This window comes from Falsibacillus pallidus (genome assembly GCF_050990905.1).
Lineage (GTDB): Bacteria > Bacillota > Bacilli > Bacillales > DSM-25281 > Falsibacillus > Falsibacillus pallidus_A.
In genome coordinates, this window is record NZ_CP158866.1 from 2894924 (window position 1) to 2911109 (window position 16186).

The window sequence follows — 16186 nt, forward strand, 5'->3', positions numbered from 1 at the left end:
TCCCCCCTTGCTCTATTTTGCGTCGTACCAGGTGGGCCCATAGGAGTAGTCCACCTTTAATGGAACTTTAAGGTCTATCGCGTGTTCCATTACATCAGGTACTATTTTCTTCAAAATTTCCACTTCTTCTTCAGGGGCTTCGAAGATTAATTCATCGTGCACCTGCAGAAGAAGTCTCGTTTGAAGCTTTTCAACTTTTAGACGCTTGGCCATTTCAATCATGGCAAGCTTGATGATATCAGCTGCACTTCCTTGGATCGGTGTGTTCATGGCCGTTCTTTCAGCGAAGCTCCGCAAGTTGAAATTCCTGCTTGTTATTTCAGGGATATATCTTCTTCGATGCAGCAATGTTGACACATACCCTTTTTGCTTTGCATCCTGGACAACATCTGCCATATATTCTTTCACCCCTGGGAAGCTTTCCAGGTACCTATCAATGAATTCCCCTGCTTCTTTCCTTGTGATCCCAAGGCTTTGCGATAGGCCATAATCGCTTATTCCATATACAATTCCGAAGTTGACAGCTTTAGCCTGCCTTCTCATGTTCGAGGTGACATCTTCTTTATTTACATGGAAAACATCCATAGCCGTTTTCGTATGAATATCCATATCTTCATTGAAGGCCTCAATCAGTTTTTCATCTCCTGCAATATGAGCCAAGACCCGAAGTTCGATCTGAGAATAGTCGGCAGCGAACATGACCCATCCCTTTTGCGACGGAATGAATGCCTGCCGGATTTTTCTACCTTCCTCCAAGCGGATCGGGATGTTTTGAAGGTTTGGATCTGTTGAGCTCAGCCTTCCTGTCTGTGTAAGAGCTTGGTTGAATCGGGTATGCACTTTACATGTGTCAGGATGCACGACTTTCAGCAGTCCTTCAATGTATGTCGACTGAAGCTTGCCCAATTGACGATAGTGAAGGATTTGACGGACGATTTCATGTTCCGGCTCCAGTTTTTCCAGGACATCTGCAGAAGTGGAATAACCGGTTTTCGTTTTCTTGATGACTGGGAGGCCCATTTTTTCAAACAATACTACGCCCAATTGTTTAGGGGAATTGATATTGAATTCCTCCCCAGCCATTCTAAAGATCTCTTCTTCTATTTGATTCAGACGCGTGCGCAGGTCTTCTCCCATATCCTTCAACCGTTCAACATCGACTGAAACGCCTGTGGCCTCCATTTCAGCCAGGATAAGGGATAGGGGCAATTCTAACTCTGTGAATAATTCAAATTGTTCATTCTGCTTCAATTCTTCCACACATTTTTCTGCAACAGCTGAAAGTCCTGCAGCTTTTCGGGCGATATGCTCAGCCGTCTCCATTTCTTCAGGGACTTTTCTCTTCGCCCCTTTTCCATAGACGGCTTCGTCAGATTGGATGTCATGATAGCCATGACGCTTGGCAACTGAAGCAAAATCATCTGCAGATTCAGAAGGGTTCAAGATATAGGAAGCAATCAGCAGGTCAAAATCAATCCCGTTCAATTCAACGCCTTTAAGCTTGAGGGAAACGGCTGATTTTTTTGCATCATAAACTTGTTTTAGCTTAGTTTCATCTTTTGCCCATTCCTTGAATTTTTCTGATTGCAGAGCGGTTTCAGCAGAAAGGAAATAATTCCCGTTTTCATTGCTTAATCCAAGTCCGATGATTTGCCCATGCTGATAGTTATCTTCCAGGATCTCCACATAAAGGGCTGCACGATCGGTCAATTGGTCCTCACCCAGATCATTTACGATTTCAAAGGAAAGATCTTTGATTTCTTCCTGAACAGCTTCTCCAGCCGTTCCCAATTTTTCAAGGAGGGTATTGAAGCCCAATTCTTTGTAGATGGATACGACCTTGTCCACATTCCACTCATCATATTGAAGATCTGAAACGGACAATTCGACAGGCGCCTCCCTTGTAATGGTTGCAAGCTCCTTGCTCATGAGTGCCTGATCCTTGAATTCTTCCAGTTTTTCCTTCAGCTTCTTGCCGTTCACTTCATCAATGGAATCCAATACTTTTTCAAGCGAATCAAATTGAACCAAAAGCTTAATCGCTGTTTTTTCCCCTACGCCCGGCACCCCTGGGATGTTGTCTGAAGAGTCCCCCATCAAACCTTTCATATCAATGATTTGAAGAGGCGACAGTCCATATTTTTCTTTAATGTGTTCGGGTGTATATTCTTCTATCTCTGTAATTCCCTTTTTAGTGATGGCCACGGTAGTTTTGTCTGAACTTAGCTGAGTCAAGTCTTTATCTCCTGATATGACCTTCACATCAAAGCCGTCTTGTTCAGCTTGGAGGGAAAGTGTGCCAATGATATCATCCGCCTCGTAATTTTCAAGTTCATATCGTTTGATTTGGTAGGCATCCAACAATTCTCGAATGAATGGGAATTGTTCAGATAGTTCCGGAGGCGTTTTTTGCCTTCCACCTTTATATTCGGTGAACGTTTTATGCCTGAATGTGGTTTTCCCCGCATCAAATGCAACAAGCAGATGTGTAGGTTTTTCCTCATCAAGGATTCTTTGCAGCATCATCGTAAATCCGTACACCGCGTTCGTATGTATTCCTTTATCATTGTTCAGCAGCGGAAGTGCAAAAAAAGCACGATAGGCGATGCTGTTTCCGTCAATCAATACAAGTTTCTTTTTCGCAGTACTCAAATAAACTACCTCCCGTATTATGGAGTATCATATAAAAAAGCCGTTAATTTCCCATCTTTATTTTATCACGTTCAATAAAGAAAAGGAAAATAGCGGCTTATTGATTGTTAGTTGGAATACCCCTGCAGCATCCGTGCATAAGGCGAATCAGCAGGAAGGACTATGACGGTCTTATCGTTGATGGTCTTTTTGTAAGATTCCAAGGTCCTGAATAATTGATAGAATTCCGGATCTTTTGAGAAGGATTGATTATAGATCTTAGCTGCTTCCCCTTCTCCTTCTCCTCGCACCACTTCTGCATCTGCATTCGCTTTGGAAAGGAGCTCCTTCACTTCCCTGTCCGTCTCAGCAATGATGCGGTTTTTCTGAGCATCACCTTGGGACAGATATTCCTGTGCTTTTGATTCACGTTCAGATATCATCCGGGTATAGACCGACTGTTCATTTTCATTCGGCAGGTCCGTTCTTTTCATACGAACATCCGTCACCCTTATTCCATAATGATCGTTTTTCAAAAGCTCATTTACTTTTTCTGTCACTCGATCATTGAGGCTTCCTCTTGAAGAATTTTCATCATTGATGATTTCGTCATAGTTCAACTGTCCCAATTCTGCGCGGACAACTGAATAAATGAATTCTTCCATCCTTGTCTCTGCTCCGATGACAGAGCGGGCATTCGTGATCATCATTTTCGGATCTACAATCTTCCATACTGCATAGTTGTCGATGATCATCCTCTTTTTATCCTTTGTATTGATCTCCGCTTCTGAAACATCATACGACATTTGATATTTCGGCAAAGTAGAAACACTTTGAATAAATGGGATTTTAAATTTTATTCCGGGTGTGTCTTCAATTCTAACTACTTCTCCAAACTGTCTGACAACCCTGTATTCTCCTTCTTTTACAATGAAAATATTTGCAAAAAGAATGCCCAGTATGACAAAGAAAAGGAGCAGCAGCAAGCCGGATTTAATATATTTTCTCCATTCCATCCCGGTCCTTTGGCTTTCGTTTCTATTCATGATTGTTTGATCACTCATTATGGCGTTCCGCTCCCTTCCTCTGAAACTTTAGGGACTTCTTTCTCAATAGGTTTGATAGGCAGATATTTCATAGTACTGCCTTCATCATTCATGATATAGATTTCGGCATTCGGCAGTACTTTTTCAAGCGTCTCTATAATGAGCCGCTCCTTCGTTATCTCAGGATTTGTTTTATACTGTTCAAAAAGCTTATTGAATAGAGCTACGTCCCCGCGGGCTGTCTGAATGCGGGCAGTTTTATCCCCAATCGCTTTTGATTTGATGGCATCCTTTTCCCCTTGAGCTTCATTGATGGCTTTATTCCGGTACTTTTTGGCCTCATTGATCTTTGTATTCATTGTTTCTCTTGCATCGGTTACGTTTGTAAAGGCTTTTCTAACCTCTTGATTCGGCAATTCTACATCTTGAAGCTTTACTGCCAGAATGGAGATTCCCAAATCATATTTCTTAATCAAGGAAGCCAATGAATCCCGGACTTTTCCTTCAATCTCCGCTTTTCCAGAAGTAAGAGCATCATCAATTTTAGAGCTTCCTATGACACTTCTCAAAGAAGCAGATGTGGAATCATACAATAATTCCTTTGGCTTATCAGAGTTGAATAGATATTTTTTCGGGTTGCTGATCTTCCACTGGACTACAAGATCGGCCAAAACAATATTTTCATCCCCTGTTATCATCTTCGTATCATTTCTGTGCTCTTTAACGACTCCATCCTTTTCTTCATATCCAAACTGAAGACTGAATGTTTCTTTCGATAATTTTTCAACCGTTTGTACCGGCCAAGGCATTTTGAAATGAAGACCAGGCTCTACAATTGTATCTTCTGCTTTTCCAAATGTTAAAATCACTGCTTGATCAGATTCGTCCACGGTATACCATGAAGTGAATAAGACAATGCCAAGCAATATAACGGCTGCTGCAAATCCTGCAAGCGTATAAATTCTCTTTAGGCTCATCGGATACTTCCCCCCTACATGATGTTCAAAAGGATATACGTATGTAGATGAAAAAAGTTCCAATAATATGACGAATATTATGATAAAAAAAATGAAAAAGGCGTGAACGGGGTATGTTCACACCTTTTTCGGTTCCTTTGATGAAGGGGTTTTCACTTAAGATATTATCAGTCCATTATTAAGCTCAAATAAACGGATTGTAAAGAATCTGTAAAGCTGATAATACTTGACATCTTTTTAGGAACCTCTTGTTTCGGGAAATTCCTTGTATAAGATTACGGAAAACACAGTGCCTTCATTCTTTTTGCTTTTTACTGAAATATAACCCTTATGAGCCTCTATTAAGTGCTTCACGATGGCAAGGCCAAGTCCGGTGCCGCCTGAATTCCTGCTTCTTGCTTTATCCACACGATAAAATCTTTCGAAAATCCTCGGTATCTCCTCCTGCTCAATCCCAATGCCTGTATCAGCAATATCCACTTTTAATTTTGAGCCAAGATCAGAGATCCCCACATGGATGCTTCCTTCTGGCGGTGTGTACATAATGGCATTATTAATTAGATTGATGAAAACCTGCTTAAGCCGGAAGTGGTCCCCCTCCATCTCAATATTCTTCTCAGAAGAAAATGACAAGGAGACTTTTTTATCTTCTGCTTTGCTGGATAAAATCGCGATTACTTCTTCCATCATGTTGGATAAATCAAATAGCTGGAGATTCAGTTTAAATCCTTGCTGTTCGATTTTTGAAAGGTCAAGCAAATCCTGAATCAACGTCTGCAGCCTATCGCTTTCATTCAAGATAATGGTTAAAAAGGATTTCATTGTTTCCTGGTCATTCATGGCTCCATCCAACAGAGTTTCCGAGAACCCTTTAATCGAAGTGATGGGAGTCTTCAGTTCATGGGAGACATTGGCCACAAAATCCTTCCTCATCTGCTCGAGCTTCTTCAAATCGGTAATATCATGGAACACAAGAAGGATCCCGTTCCATTCATCATGATTACCGATGATTGGAGCCCCATAAATCTCAAAATGCTTCCGTTCGATATTCAAGGAAAGGACGAGCTGCCTTCGAACATTCATTTCTGTGATAAAGATTTCTTCCACCAGTCTGACAATCTCTTTGAATTTAATCACTTCATAATATGGTTTAAACATGAAGTCATCAGAATCAAGCGAAAACAGATCTTGGTAGATTTTGTTGGACATTGTGATATATCCACGGCTGTCGATCAATATGAGCCCGCTTCCCATATTTTCAATAAGCGTACTCAGCCTATCCTTCTGCATTTCTTGTGACATATCCATTTCTTGCAGATTCCTTGCAAGTTTATTGATAGCGGAACTGAGCATACCGGTTTCATTCATTTGCCGCTCAAATGTCCTGGCTCTATAATTCCCTTTGGAAAGTTCAATGGCGACATTCGTTGCGGATTCAATCGGCTTTGTATAGCTTGTCATGATCCATGTCCCAAGGAGGATGATGACTGCAAGGGCAAAACCGAGAGAAAGAGCTAAGATCAGCCAGATTTGGGCATAGACTTCCTTCAACTGCGTAAGCTTCGTGCTGACAATGACGATCCCGTCAAGTGAGTTCCCAGCTGATATTATCGGCTCCCAGTAATATTGTGTTTCATTACTTGCCCCCTGTACAGAGTGTCCAAGGAAGCCCTGGCTTTTAATAGAATCAAATAATGTCCGGATTTCCCTATCACGAGCGCTTCCACTGTCAAAGAGTTTATCTCCATCAGTGTTGTATACCGTGATTCTGACAGATAATAAATCGCTGCTGAAATCCAATTGTTTTTTATCCAGATTATTGATCCCGCCGCCATTCTCAATTTTTTGGGCAAGATGGGACGTATCTTGTTTTAACCGCGAATTGAATGAATCGGTATAGAAATTTTTAAACAATTGGCCGACTAAAATCCCCAAGGAGATAAAAACAAGCAAAATCAATAAAATAAGCCAGAATAGGAGTCTTTTTCTGAAACGATTCATTAAGATTTTGGCTCCTCAAGCTTATAGCCCAGTCCACGAATTGTTTTTATATAGGCAGGCTTCTTGGAGTTGATTTCAATCTTTTCACGCAAGTGGCTGATATGCACATCCACTATTCGCGTGTCTCCGGCAAAATCATAATTCCATACAGAACTTAACAACTGTTCCCTCGTCAGCACCCTGCCTTTATTTCTAGACAAAAATAATAATAGTTCGAACTCTTTCGGGGTGAATTCTAATAGTTCTTCCTCAAAATAGGCTTCATATTGTTCCGGATAGATGATAAGATCTCCGATTTTAATGCTCGGTTTCTCATCTTCCTGCTCTTCCAGTAGTTCAGACTGAACCTGAGACCTGCGAAGGATAGCCTTCACTCTCGCAATGACTTCCCTTGGGCTGAAGGGTTTTGTCATATAATCATCTGCCCCAAGCTCCAAACCAAGGACTTTATCAAATTCATCATCTTTGGCCGTCAGCATCAATATCGGCGTCATGATTTTTTTCTGCCTCAATTGCTTGCAGACTTCAATTCCGTCGAGGCGTGGAAGCATTAAATCCAGGATCATTAAATCCGGTTTATGTGAAATGGCCATTTCGATTCCTTCCTCGCCGTCGGCTGCGGTCAATGCATCAAATCCAGCCTGTTCCAGGTTGTATTTAAGAAGTGTGGAAATTGATTGTTCATCTTCTACTACCAAAACCTTTTTTGACATGAAATCCTCCATTTAAAGCTTTATTAAAAACCCCTTATCATCCATTCCATTATAATATAAAAAATTTCAAAATAAAAAAGGAAGGTGATAAAATACCTTCCTTTAACTCGCGAAATTATTTAAATTCATTAAAAGTTTTCCAACGCTGTGCCATTCATCCCATTCATTTTGTGCGGCGGACAAACGGTCAATGTCCCTGTCACTACTGTTTGATCCTCTTCATTTGTGGCGTGGACATTGATCGTAACTGTCTTGCTTGTTAGATTCACTTCCGTCACTTCAAACAAAAATTGAACAGTGGCATAGTGGTAAACCGGCTTTGGAAAATCAATTTCCTGCTTAAGGATATGCGATCCAGGACCGGGAAGATATTTGGATATGGCCGATGTGATGATCCCCGTCAGCATGATGGAAGGGACAATCGGTTTTTTATATGGAGTCTGTGATGCATAATCATGCTGGATATATAAAGGATTTGCATCATTCGTCAAACCAAGGAAGAGCAAAAGATCTTTATCTTCTATTTTTTCAGTTAATGTCAGCTTTTCACCGACTGTCATTTCTTCTATTTTCCTGCCCATTTTTCTCTTTTTGCCAAGCAGCATAACGACACCTCCGAATTATGTAAACGGTTACATGTTGAAATAAAAAAATAACGAAAAATCTGTATTATCTGTCTATTAATATCATAATACCACTATTATGATAACCTTTCAAAGAAAAATTAACATAGAAAAGCGGAAGCGCCAATAAAAATTTGGCCGCTCCGCGATGGACCGGCCAGTTTCACTATATCTATTCATGGGATAAGGAGGACATTACATTTTTGACAGACTCTGCTGACTTAGCTAATGCTGCCCTTTCATCCTCTGTCAAATCAAGTTCGATGATTTTCTCCAATCCACTGCCGCCGACAATAGTCGGAACCCCTAAGTAAATACCTTCAAATCCATACTCCCCTTCTAAATAAGCGATAGCCGGTAGGACTCTTCTTTGATCTTTCAATACGGCTTCGCACATTTCAGCAAGAGAGGCTGCAGGTGCAAAATAGGCGCTCCCATTCCCCAAGAGACTGACGATTTCCCCGCCGCCTTTTCTAGTCCGTTCCACTATGGCATCCAAACGGTCTTTAGGAATCAATTTTTCCAGCGGGATTCCTCCTGCATAGGAATACCGGACAAGCGGCACCATATCGTCCCCGTGGCCTCCTAAAACGAAGCCTGTAACATCTTTGACAGATAGATTCAATTCTTCTGCAGCAAATGTACGGAATCGGGCGGTATCCAGGACCCCTGATTGACCAATCACTCGATTTTTCGGGAAGCCGGATTCTTTAAAGACGGTATAAGTCATTGCATCTACAGGATTGGTCAAAACGATGATCAGACAGTCTGGAGAATACTTGGCAATTTCTTTTGCCACGGATTTCATGATTTTTTGGTTTGTCTGAACTAAATCATCGCGGCTCATTCCCGGCTTCCTTGCAATACCGGCAGTGATGACTACGATATCAGAATCCTTAGTGTCCTCGTAATTGGATGTACCGGTTATTTTTGCATCAAACCCTTGGACCGGACTCGCCTCAAGCATATCCAAAGCCTTTCCTTTCGTCGGATTTTCCATTTGAGGAATATCCACCAGTACGACATCGCCAAGTTCTTTTTGTGCAAGTAAGAAAGCCGTAGTCGCTCCAGTGAATCCTCCACCGATGATCGAAATCTTTCTGCGCTTGATTGACATGGGAATGTCCCCTTTCAAATGAATGAATAGTGTAGAAAATCCAGCAGGCTGGCGGCTGGATTCAAACAGAGGCTGTCCAAAATGGACAGCCTCATCAATCAATTAAATTAAAGGTTTTTGATAAGCTCGTCTCCGAACTCAGAGCATTTCACTTCTGTAGCGCCATCCATTAGACGGGCGAAGTCATATGTTACAACTTTAGAAGCAATGGATTTCTCCATAGATTTTGTAATCATCTTGGCAGCTTCATTCCAGCCTAAGTGTTCAAGAAGAAGAACACCAGAAAGGATAACTGAAGATGGGTTTACTTTATCAAGTCCAGCATATTTTGGAGCAGTTCCATGAGTAGCTTCGAAAATAGCATGTCCTGTTTCATAGTTGATATTCGCTCCTGGAGCAATTCCAATTCCGCCGACTTGTGCAGCAAGTGCATCAGAGATGTAATCTCCGTTTAAGTTCATTGTTGCAACAACATCGAACTCGCTTGGACGAGTAAGGATTTGTTGAAGGAAGATATCTGCGATAGAATCCTTCACGATGATTTTGCCAGCTGCTTCCGCTTCTGATTGTGCTTGGTTTGCAGCATCTGTACCCTTTTCTTCTTTAATTCTGTCATATTGAGCCCAAGTGAATACTTTATCGCCGAATTCTTTTTCAGCCAGCTCATATCCCCAGTTCTTGAAGGCACCTTCAGTGAACTTCATGATATTTCCTTTATGAACAAGAGTTAAAGATTTGCGTCCTTCTGTGATAGCATAATTGATTGCTGCACGGACTAAACGCTCTGTACCCTCTTTAGAAACAGGCTTGATTCCGATACCGGAAGTTTCAGGGAATCGGATTTTGTTTACACCCATTTCATTTTGAAGGAAGTCGATGACTTTCTTCACTGCATCAGATCCTTGAGCGTATTCGATGCCGGCATAGATATCTTCAGTATTTTCACGGAAAATGACCATATCAGTATCTTCAGGACGTTTAACAGGTGAAGGTACACCTTGGAAATAGCGTACAGGACGCAAGCAAACGAAAAGATCCAACTCTTGACGCAAAGCAACGTTCAATGAACGGATTCCGCCGCCGACTGGAGTTGTAAGAGGTCCTTTGATTGCAATGAAGTATTCGCGGATTACATCAAGTGTTTCACTTGGAAGCCATTCGCCCGTTTGGTTGAATGCTTTTTCTCCTGCCAAAACTTCTTTCCATACTATTTTGCGCTCGCCATTATAAGCCTTTTCAACAGCAGCATCTAATACACGAGAAGCAGCAGCCCAGATATCAGGACCAATTCCGTCGCCTTCAATGAAAGGTACGATCGGATTATTTGGAACGTTCAATACACCATTTTCAACAGTAATTTTTTCACCTTGAGACATGATTTTCCCTCCAATTTCAATATCAAAGGTTAGATGGCAGCAGCCCCTAACCTCGATTTACATACAGTATTATTAGAACAATAATTCAGCCATTTGTAAATGATTCTTATCCGCGTTTTTCAACCGGAACGTAAGACTGCATTCCTGGACCTGTATAATCAGCGCGCGGGCGGATCAAACGGTTGTTTTCATATTGCTCTAGAATATGAGCCAACCAGCCTGATACACGGCTGACAGCAAAGATCGGTGTGAATAGATCATGATCGATGCCCAAGCTGTGGTAAACAGAAGCTGAATAGAAATCAACATTCGGCGGAAGGCCTTTTTCAGATGTCACGATTTCTTCAATCTTTATGGACATATCATAGTAGTGCGCTTCGCCAGTAAGTTTTGTAAGTTTTTCGGACATCTCACGCAAATGCTTCGCACGAGGGTCGCCTTTGCGGTAGACACGGTGGCCGAATCCCATGATTTTTTCTTTATTATTCAATTTTTCATGAATATAAGAATCTACATTTTCAACAGAGCCGATTTCAGAAAGCATCTTCATGACTTGTTCGTTTGCTCCGCCATGAAGAGGACCTTTCAATGCACCAATCGCTGCTGTAACACCAGAGTAGACATCAGACAATGTGGCTACACAAACGCGTGCAGTGAAAGTCGATGCATTCAATTCATGGTCAGCATGAAGGACAAGTGCTTTATTGAAAGCTTCCACAGCAATTGCTTCCGGCTCTTCGCCAGTTAGCATGTACAGGAAGTTTGCTGCAAATCCTAGATCTTTTCTTGGTGCAACAGGCTCAAGGCCTTTGCGGATTCGTGCGAATGCCGTTACGAGTGAAGGCATTTTTGCCTGCAGTCGGACAGCTTTACGATAGTTGGATTCCGTTTCCATGACATCTGCTTCTTCATCGTATAAACCAAGTGAAGAAACTGCTGTACGAAGGGCAGCCATCGGATGTACTTTATCGATAGGGAATGTCTTAAATTGATTTAAAACTTCTTGAGGAAGCTCAGCATCTTTTGCCAATTGCTCCTTCAACTCCTGAAGCTGGGAAGCCGTCGGCAGTTTGCGATGCCATAATAAATAGATTACCTCTTCGAAGCTTGCATGTTCTGCTAGATCATCAATGTTATACCCTACATATGTAAGAGTGTCATCAATGATTGAACTTATGGAAGAAGTTGTAGCTACAACACCTTCAAGGCCACGTGTTGCTGTCATATCAATCTCTCCTTTATGAATAATTCCTCATTACCAGGTAATGGTGAGCAAAAAAAGCCATTCATTGCGGTTTTTATTTATAAGGCAATAGGCTTGTTCACTTGAAATTCAGTTCCAAAAGATTTCCTTTTGGAGATTGAGCGCTTGCTCAATGCTCTAGCATGCAATAAAAGTAGACATATTGCATCAAGAGATGACAATTTTCTCGGTTACGCTTACATTTCCTATTATAAACAATTATCTGACTTTTGTGAACGGATACTGATTAAAATGTCTAAAAATTATTTTTTTAGAAAAACATAAATACTTTGGTATTTTAGAGCATTCGAGCATCCATTAACTAAATCATACCCTATTTTTGAATAATATGAAATAAAAACGCTTACGTAAACATTTCAAACAGCTTCATTGCCAAATAGGCAATGCCCGCACCGATAAGAGGCCCTACCGCTACACCATTGAATAAGGAAACAGCAAGGATCGTTCCGAGGACCAAGGCGGTAGTTATATGGGGATCATCCTCAAGGAGAATCAGTCCATTTTTCGCAATGAGCGCTACTGCCATACCGGCAAGAAGGGCAATCCAAGCGTAAGGGGATTTCAGCGCTTCTATCAAATCTTTAAAACCAATTGCACCGCTCGCTATCGGCGCAAGAACTGCTATGGTGATGATCGTGACGCCCCAATTGATGCCTTTCCCTTGGATGAAGGAAAAAACTTTGCTATCCACCCCTGCAATCTTTAATACAATCAACACACCCACTGCGATCATAAGAGATTGATTTTTTGCAATTAGTGCTATGCCCATAAGAAGGAGCAAAAATAGAATAGGTTGACTGAACATTTTTTCACCTCATATAACCAAAATTATCCTACCATAACTAATCGTTTAAAAAAACGAGAATAAAAGGATTTTTCTATAATAACGTAAAATTGGAACTTCTTTTCAATTGAACGACCATGTAAAATAGTAGGTAAAGAAGTAACTGAAAAGGTGGCTGATGATGTTTGAATCCTGAGTTTATCTACAGGACAATCCGATTTTTCTTTGTCATTGCAGTAATTATTTTGTTGTTGACGGTATTTTATTATGTTTCCACTGTTACATACCCTTTTTTGATTGCTATTGTGATAGCTCTTCTTATCAATCCTGTGGTCAATTTATTGGAGCGGAAAGCTAAAATGCCTCGTGCTGCTGCCGTATTGGTTGCATTGATATTGATTGTAGCCATTTTTGCGGGCATCATCACACTCTTGATTGCAGAAATCGTTTCAGGGGCCAATTACTTGGCAAGGACTGTACCTGACCACGTCGATACACTTGTCCAATATATAGAAGATCTGATAACTTCCCAGATCATCCCTCTTTATAATCAAGGTGCAAGTTTCTTTAAGAATCTTGATGCCGGACAACAGGATACCATCACCCAGAACATCCAAACTGCAGGCCAAAAAATTGCCACTTCAGCAGGTGCGTTCCTGCAAAGTTTTTTTCAGAAGCTGCCAAACCTTATTTCTTGGATTCCGGGAGCAGCAACTGTCATCGTATTTTCTGCATTGGCCACCTTTTTTATCAGCAAGGATTGGGACAGATTATCTGGAATGTTCACCAGACTTCTTCCGCATAGGGCGAGAACAAGCGGCCAGAAAGTACTTGTAGATTTAAAACGGGCATTATTCGGATTCATCCGTGCGCAGCTTACCTTAATTTCCATCACGAGCGTCATCGTTCTTATTGGGCTTCTGATACTCCGTGTAGATTATGCCATTACCATTGCACTTGTAAGCGGCCTTGTCGATTTACTGCCCTACCTTGGAACGGGTACGGTATTCATCCCCTGGATCCTTTACGAGGCCATTTCAGGAGATCCAGGGCTTGCTATTGGACTCAGCATCCTCTATGTCATTGTCATCGTCCAGCGGCAGGTAATGGAGCCGAAAATATTGTCATCCAGCATCGGATTGGATCCGCTGGCTACTCTGATCGCTCTTTTTGTAGGATTCAAACTTGTGGGATTCCTGGGTTTGATCCTTGGACCGGTTACCCTTGTCATCATCAGTACACTCCATCGCGCCAACGTTTTCCATGATCTTTGGAATTTCATCAAAGGAAGTCCACAGGAAAGAGTAAAATAAGATAAAAAAGGCTTGCCCAATCTCATATCGGGCAGCCTTTTTGGTTTATCTATAAATGATGACGTTTTTATTGTCGATCCATTTGCGGATGAGCTTTAAAATGAACGGTTTGATAAAACCTCTTGAAGCAGGGATCAAAAGCAAAAAACCGATGGTATCTGTAATGAAGCCGGGGGTGATTAGAAAAATGGCTCCTGCAAGTATGCAAACCCCGTCAATGATGGCATCTCCCGGAGCACGTCCAGCCTTCAAAGATTCCTGCACCCGGTGAATGGCTGAGATGCCCTGCTGCTTGGCAAAATACGCTCCAAGGATTCCTGTCAATATAATTAGCCCGATTGTGGACCATACACCAAAATGGCTTCCCGCTAAGATGAACAGCCAGATTTCAAGGGCAGGTACAATGATTAAAAAAAGGAACAGATATTTCATATATCCAGCCTCCATAAGGTTGACCTATTTGAAATACATTATATCATACACCAATAGCTTTCATTCCACATTGGATATCATCCCTTGCTGATAATGCAGAAGCGGCCGAAAGTTCGGCCGCTTTATTTATCGCATATGGTCTATTTACAGGACGCTTGCATGTCCGTTATAGATAATGCCTCTCGTCGCATCGACAGTCAGTTCCTGTCCGTCTTGAATCAGAGATGTAGCTTGATCTACACCCACGATGACCGGAATGCCCAAATTGATTCCGACAACGGCTGCATGGCTTGTCAATCCGCCTTCTTCCACAATCAATGCAGAGCATTTTTCAATTGCTGACACCATTTCTTTATCTGTACCGATTGTTACCAATACAGAACCGGTTTGTACTTTTTCTAGAGTTTCTTTTGCATTTTTGGCTACAACAGCTCTGCCATAGGCAGATTTTCTTCCGATTCCTTGCCCTTTAGCCAATACGTCCCCAATGACATGGATCTTCATTAAATTCGTTGTACCGGATTCGCCAACCGGTACACCTGCAGTAATCACGATCAAATCACCATGTTTGACGACTTTGGAGTTCAAGCTTTCTTCAACAGCCATCTCGACCATTTCATCGGTGGTGGATACTTTACGGCCGATTTGCGGTGTAACACCCCAAACCAACGCCAGGCCACGTGAAACGGAATCATTTGCCGTAACAGCTACAATCGGGGCTTTTGGACGGTATTTGGAAATCATCCGTGCAGTATGCCCGCTTTCTGTTGGTGTTACAATGGCACTTACTTCGAGATTCATTGCCGTATGAGCAACTGATTGACCGATTGCATCTGTCATATTGTGCTCTGAATTTTTACTTTGTCTGGAGAGAATTTCCCCATGATCAAGTGCTGACTCCGCTCTTGAAGCAATATTATGCATTGTTTGAACAGCTTCTAACGGATAAGACCCAGCTGCCGTTTCACCTGAAAGCATGATGGCATCTGTTCCGTCAAAAATCGCATTGGCAACGTCACTTGCTTCCGCACGTGTAGGACGAGGATTGCGCTGCATTGAATCAAGCATTTGAGTCGCAGTGATGACGGGCTTCCCAAGAAGATTGCATTTCTTGATCAGCTGCTTTTGCACCAATGGGACTTCCTCAGCAGGGATCTCAACACCTAAATCTCCGCGGGCAACCATCAATCCATCTGATACTTCCAAGATTTCATCGATATTATCGACACCTTCCTGGTTTTCGATTTTAGGGATGATTTGAATATGCCCAGCATTATTTTCTTCTAAAAGCTGACGGATTTCCAAAACATCTTTAGCACGGCGTACAAAAGATGCCGCTATGAAATCCACTCCCTGCTCAATTCCGAAAAGGATATCCTGTGCGTCTTTTTCAGTGATTCCAGGAAGATTGACAGAAACTCCAGGAACATTGACGCCTTTTTTATTTTTCAAGGTACCGCTGTTTAATACTTTTGTATGGATTTCTTGATTTTCTTTATCGATGGCTGTCACTTCTAGACCGATTAATCCATCATCTAAAAGAATTTTGGAACCTTCGTGAACATCATCCATTAACCCGCTGTATGTGATGGAGAATTTTTCAGGGGTTCCTTCCACTTCTTTCATGGAAACAATGACGTTTGTCCCTTCTTGCAGTTCAATAGCGCCATTCACCATATTATTCGTACGGATTTCCGGCCCTTTTGTATCTAGCAGGATACCGATTGTCTTTCCATTTTTTTCAGCTGCTTCTCTTATATTTTTGATCCTTTGGCCATGTTCTTCATGATCTCCGTGCGAAAAGTTCAAACGAGTGACATTCATGCCAGCTTCCATTAGCTTAGAAAGCATTTCAACACTTTCGCTGGCAGGACCGATAGTACAAACAATCTTAGTTTTTCTCATATTA

The 16186-nt window shown here is 41.7% G+C and carries 13 protein-coding genes; 1 reads left to right on the forward strand and 12 read right to left on the reverse strand.

The features are described 5' to 3' along the window. Positions 1 to 12 precede the first annotated feature (12 nt). From polA to ABTV07_RS15315, 10 genes are all read right to left on the reverse strand, one after another. On the reverse strand, positions 13 to 2652 hold the full coding sequence (gene polA, locus ABTV07_RS15270) for a DNA polymerase I (RefSeq protein WP_433743590.1): 2640 nt from the start codon (positions 2650 to 2652) through the stop codon (positions 13 to 15). Positions 2653 to 2759: 107 nt separating this feature from the next. After that, positions 2760 to 3695: a protease modulator HflC gene (hflC, locus tag ABTV07_RS15275; RefSeq protein ID WP_433743593.1), complete on the reverse strand. Its 936-nt coding sequence runs from the start codon at positions 3693 to 3695 to the stop codon at positions 2760 to 2762. Beyond that, complete coding sequence (hflK, locus tag ABTV07_RS15280) at positions 3695 to 4654, reverse strand: FtsH protease activity modulator HflK (RefSeq protein ID WP_433743594.1); 960 nt, start codon at positions 4652 to 4654, stop codon at positions 3695 to 3697. The genes hflC and hflK overlap by 1 nt, the downstream gene beginning before the upstream one ends. A 237-nt stretch (positions 4655 to 4891) precedes the next feature. Then, positions 4892 to 6655 carry a two-component system histidine kinase PnpS gene (pnpS, locus tag ABTV07_RS15285; protein ID WP_433743597.1) on the reverse strand — a complete coding sequence of 588 codons (1764 nt, stop codon included), beginning with the start codon at positions 6653 to 6655 and terminating at the stop codon, positions 4892 to 4894. After that, positions 6655 to 7368, reverse strand: coding sequence for a response regulator (locus ABTV07_RS15290; protein ID WP_433743600.1), 714 nt, complete (start codon positions 7366 to 7368; stop codon positions 6655 to 6657). Before ABTV07_RS15290 ends, pnpS begins: the two co-directional genes overlap by 1 nt. A 128-nt stretch (positions 7369 to 7496) precedes the next feature. Next, positions 7497 to 7973: a MaoC/PaaZ C-terminal domain-containing protein gene (locus ABTV07_RS15295; RefSeq protein WP_433743602.1), complete on the reverse strand. Its 477-nt coding sequence runs from the start codon at positions 7971 to 7973 to the stop codon at positions 7497 to 7499. Between the two features lie 190 nt (positions 7974 to 8163). Beyond that, complete coding sequence (gene mdh / locus ABTV07_RS15300) at positions 8164 to 9108, reverse strand: malate dehydrogenase (protein WP_433743605.1); 945 nt, start codon at positions 9106 to 9108, stop codon at positions 8164 to 8166. Positions 9109 to 9215: 107 nt separating this feature from the next. Continuing rightward, positions 9216 to 10484, reverse strand: coding sequence for an NADP-dependent isocitrate dehydrogenase (gene icd / locus ABTV07_RS15305; protein WP_433743608.1), 1269 nt, complete (start codon positions 10482 to 10484; stop codon positions 9216 to 9218). Between the two features lie 106 nt (positions 10485 to 10590). Continuing rightward, positions 10591 to 11709 (reverse strand): citrate synthase, encoded by a 1119-nt coding sequence (gene citZ / locus ABTV07_RS15310; protein ID WP_433743610.1) that lies wholly within the window; start codon positions 11707 to 11709, stop codon positions 10591 to 10593. A 382-nt stretch (positions 11710 to 12091) separates the two neighbouring features. After that, complete coding sequence (locus ABTV07_RS15315; RefSeq protein ID WP_433743611.1) at positions 12092 to 12553, reverse strand: DUF441 domain-containing protein; 462 nt, start codon at positions 12551 to 12553, stop codon at positions 12092 to 12094. Between the two features lie 164 nt (positions 12554 to 12717). On the opposite strand from ABTV07_RS15315, the gene ytvI reads away from it, so the two are divergent. Further along, entirely contained in the window at positions 12718 to 13845 is a 1128-nt protein-coding gene (ytvI, locus tag ABTV07_RS15320; protein ID WP_433743613.1) for a sporulation integral membrane protein YtvI, read from the forward strand. Between the two features lie 45 nt (positions 13846 to 13890). Here the strand turns inward: ytvI and ABTV07_RS15325 are convergent, their stop codons facing one another. Together ABTV07_RS15325 and pyk are read right to left on the reverse strand one after the other, a co-directional pair. Next, positions 13891 to 14277, reverse strand: a complete 387-nt coding sequence (locus tag ABTV07_RS15325; protein WP_433743616.1) for an FxsA family protein — start codon at positions 14275 to 14277, stop codon at positions 13891 to 13893. Positions 14278 to 14421: 144 nt separating this feature from the next. Then, entirely contained in the window at positions 14422 to 16182 is a 1761-nt protein-coding gene (pyk, locus tag ABTV07_RS15330; protein ID WP_433743618.1) for a pyruvate kinase, read from the reverse strand. Positions 16183 to 16186: the final 4 nt, after the last annotated feature.

What these genes read in the sequence shown, in the direction of transcription:
- icd (WP_433743608.1), bottom strand. Translation starts at nt 10,484, where the DNA reads ATGTCTCAAGGTGAAAAAATTACTGTTGAAAATGGTGTATTGAACGTT.
- citZ (WP_433743610.1), bottom strand. Translation starts at nt 11,709, where the DNA reads ATGACAGCAACACGTGGCCTTGAAGGTGTTGTAGCTACAACTTCTTCC.
- ABTV07_RS15315 (WP_433743611.1), bottom strand. Translation starts at nt 12,553, where the DNA reads ATGTTCAGTCAACCTATTCTATTTTTGCTCCTTCTTATGGGCATAGCA.
- pnpS (WP_433743597.1), bottom strand. Translation starts at nt 6,655, where the DNA reads ATGAATCGTTTCAGAAAAAGACTCCTATTCTGGCTTATTTTATTGATT.
- hflC (WP_433743593.1), bottom strand. Translation starts at nt 3,695, where the DNA reads ATGAGTGATCAAACAATCATGAATAGAAACGAAAGCCAAAGGACCGGG.
- ABTV07_RS15295 (WP_433743602.1), bottom strand. Translation starts at nt 7,973, where the DNA reads ATGCTGCTTGGCAAAAAGAGAAAAATGGGCAGGAAAATAGAAGAAATG.
- hflK (WP_433743594.1), bottom strand. Translation starts at nt 4,654, where the DNA reads ATGAGCCTAAAGAGAATTTATACGCTTGCAGGATTTGCAGCAGCCGTT.
- ABTV07_RS15290 (WP_433743600.1), bottom strand. Translation starts at nt 7,368, where the DNA reads ATGTCAAAAAAGGTTTTGGTAGTAGAAGATGAACAATCAATTTCCACA.
- pyk (WP_433743618.1), bottom strand. Translation starts at nt 16,182, where the DNA reads ATGAGAAAAACTAAGATTGTTTGTACTATCGGTCCTGCCAGCGAAAGT.
- ABTV07_RS15325 (WP_433743616.1), bottom strand. Translation starts at nt 14,277, where the DNA reads ATGAAATATCTGTTCCTTTTTTTAATCATTGTACCTGCCCTTGAAATC.
- mdh (WP_433743605.1), bottom strand. Translation starts at nt 9,108, where the DNA reads ATGTCAATCAAGCGCAGAAAGATTTCGATCATCGGTGGAGGATTCACT.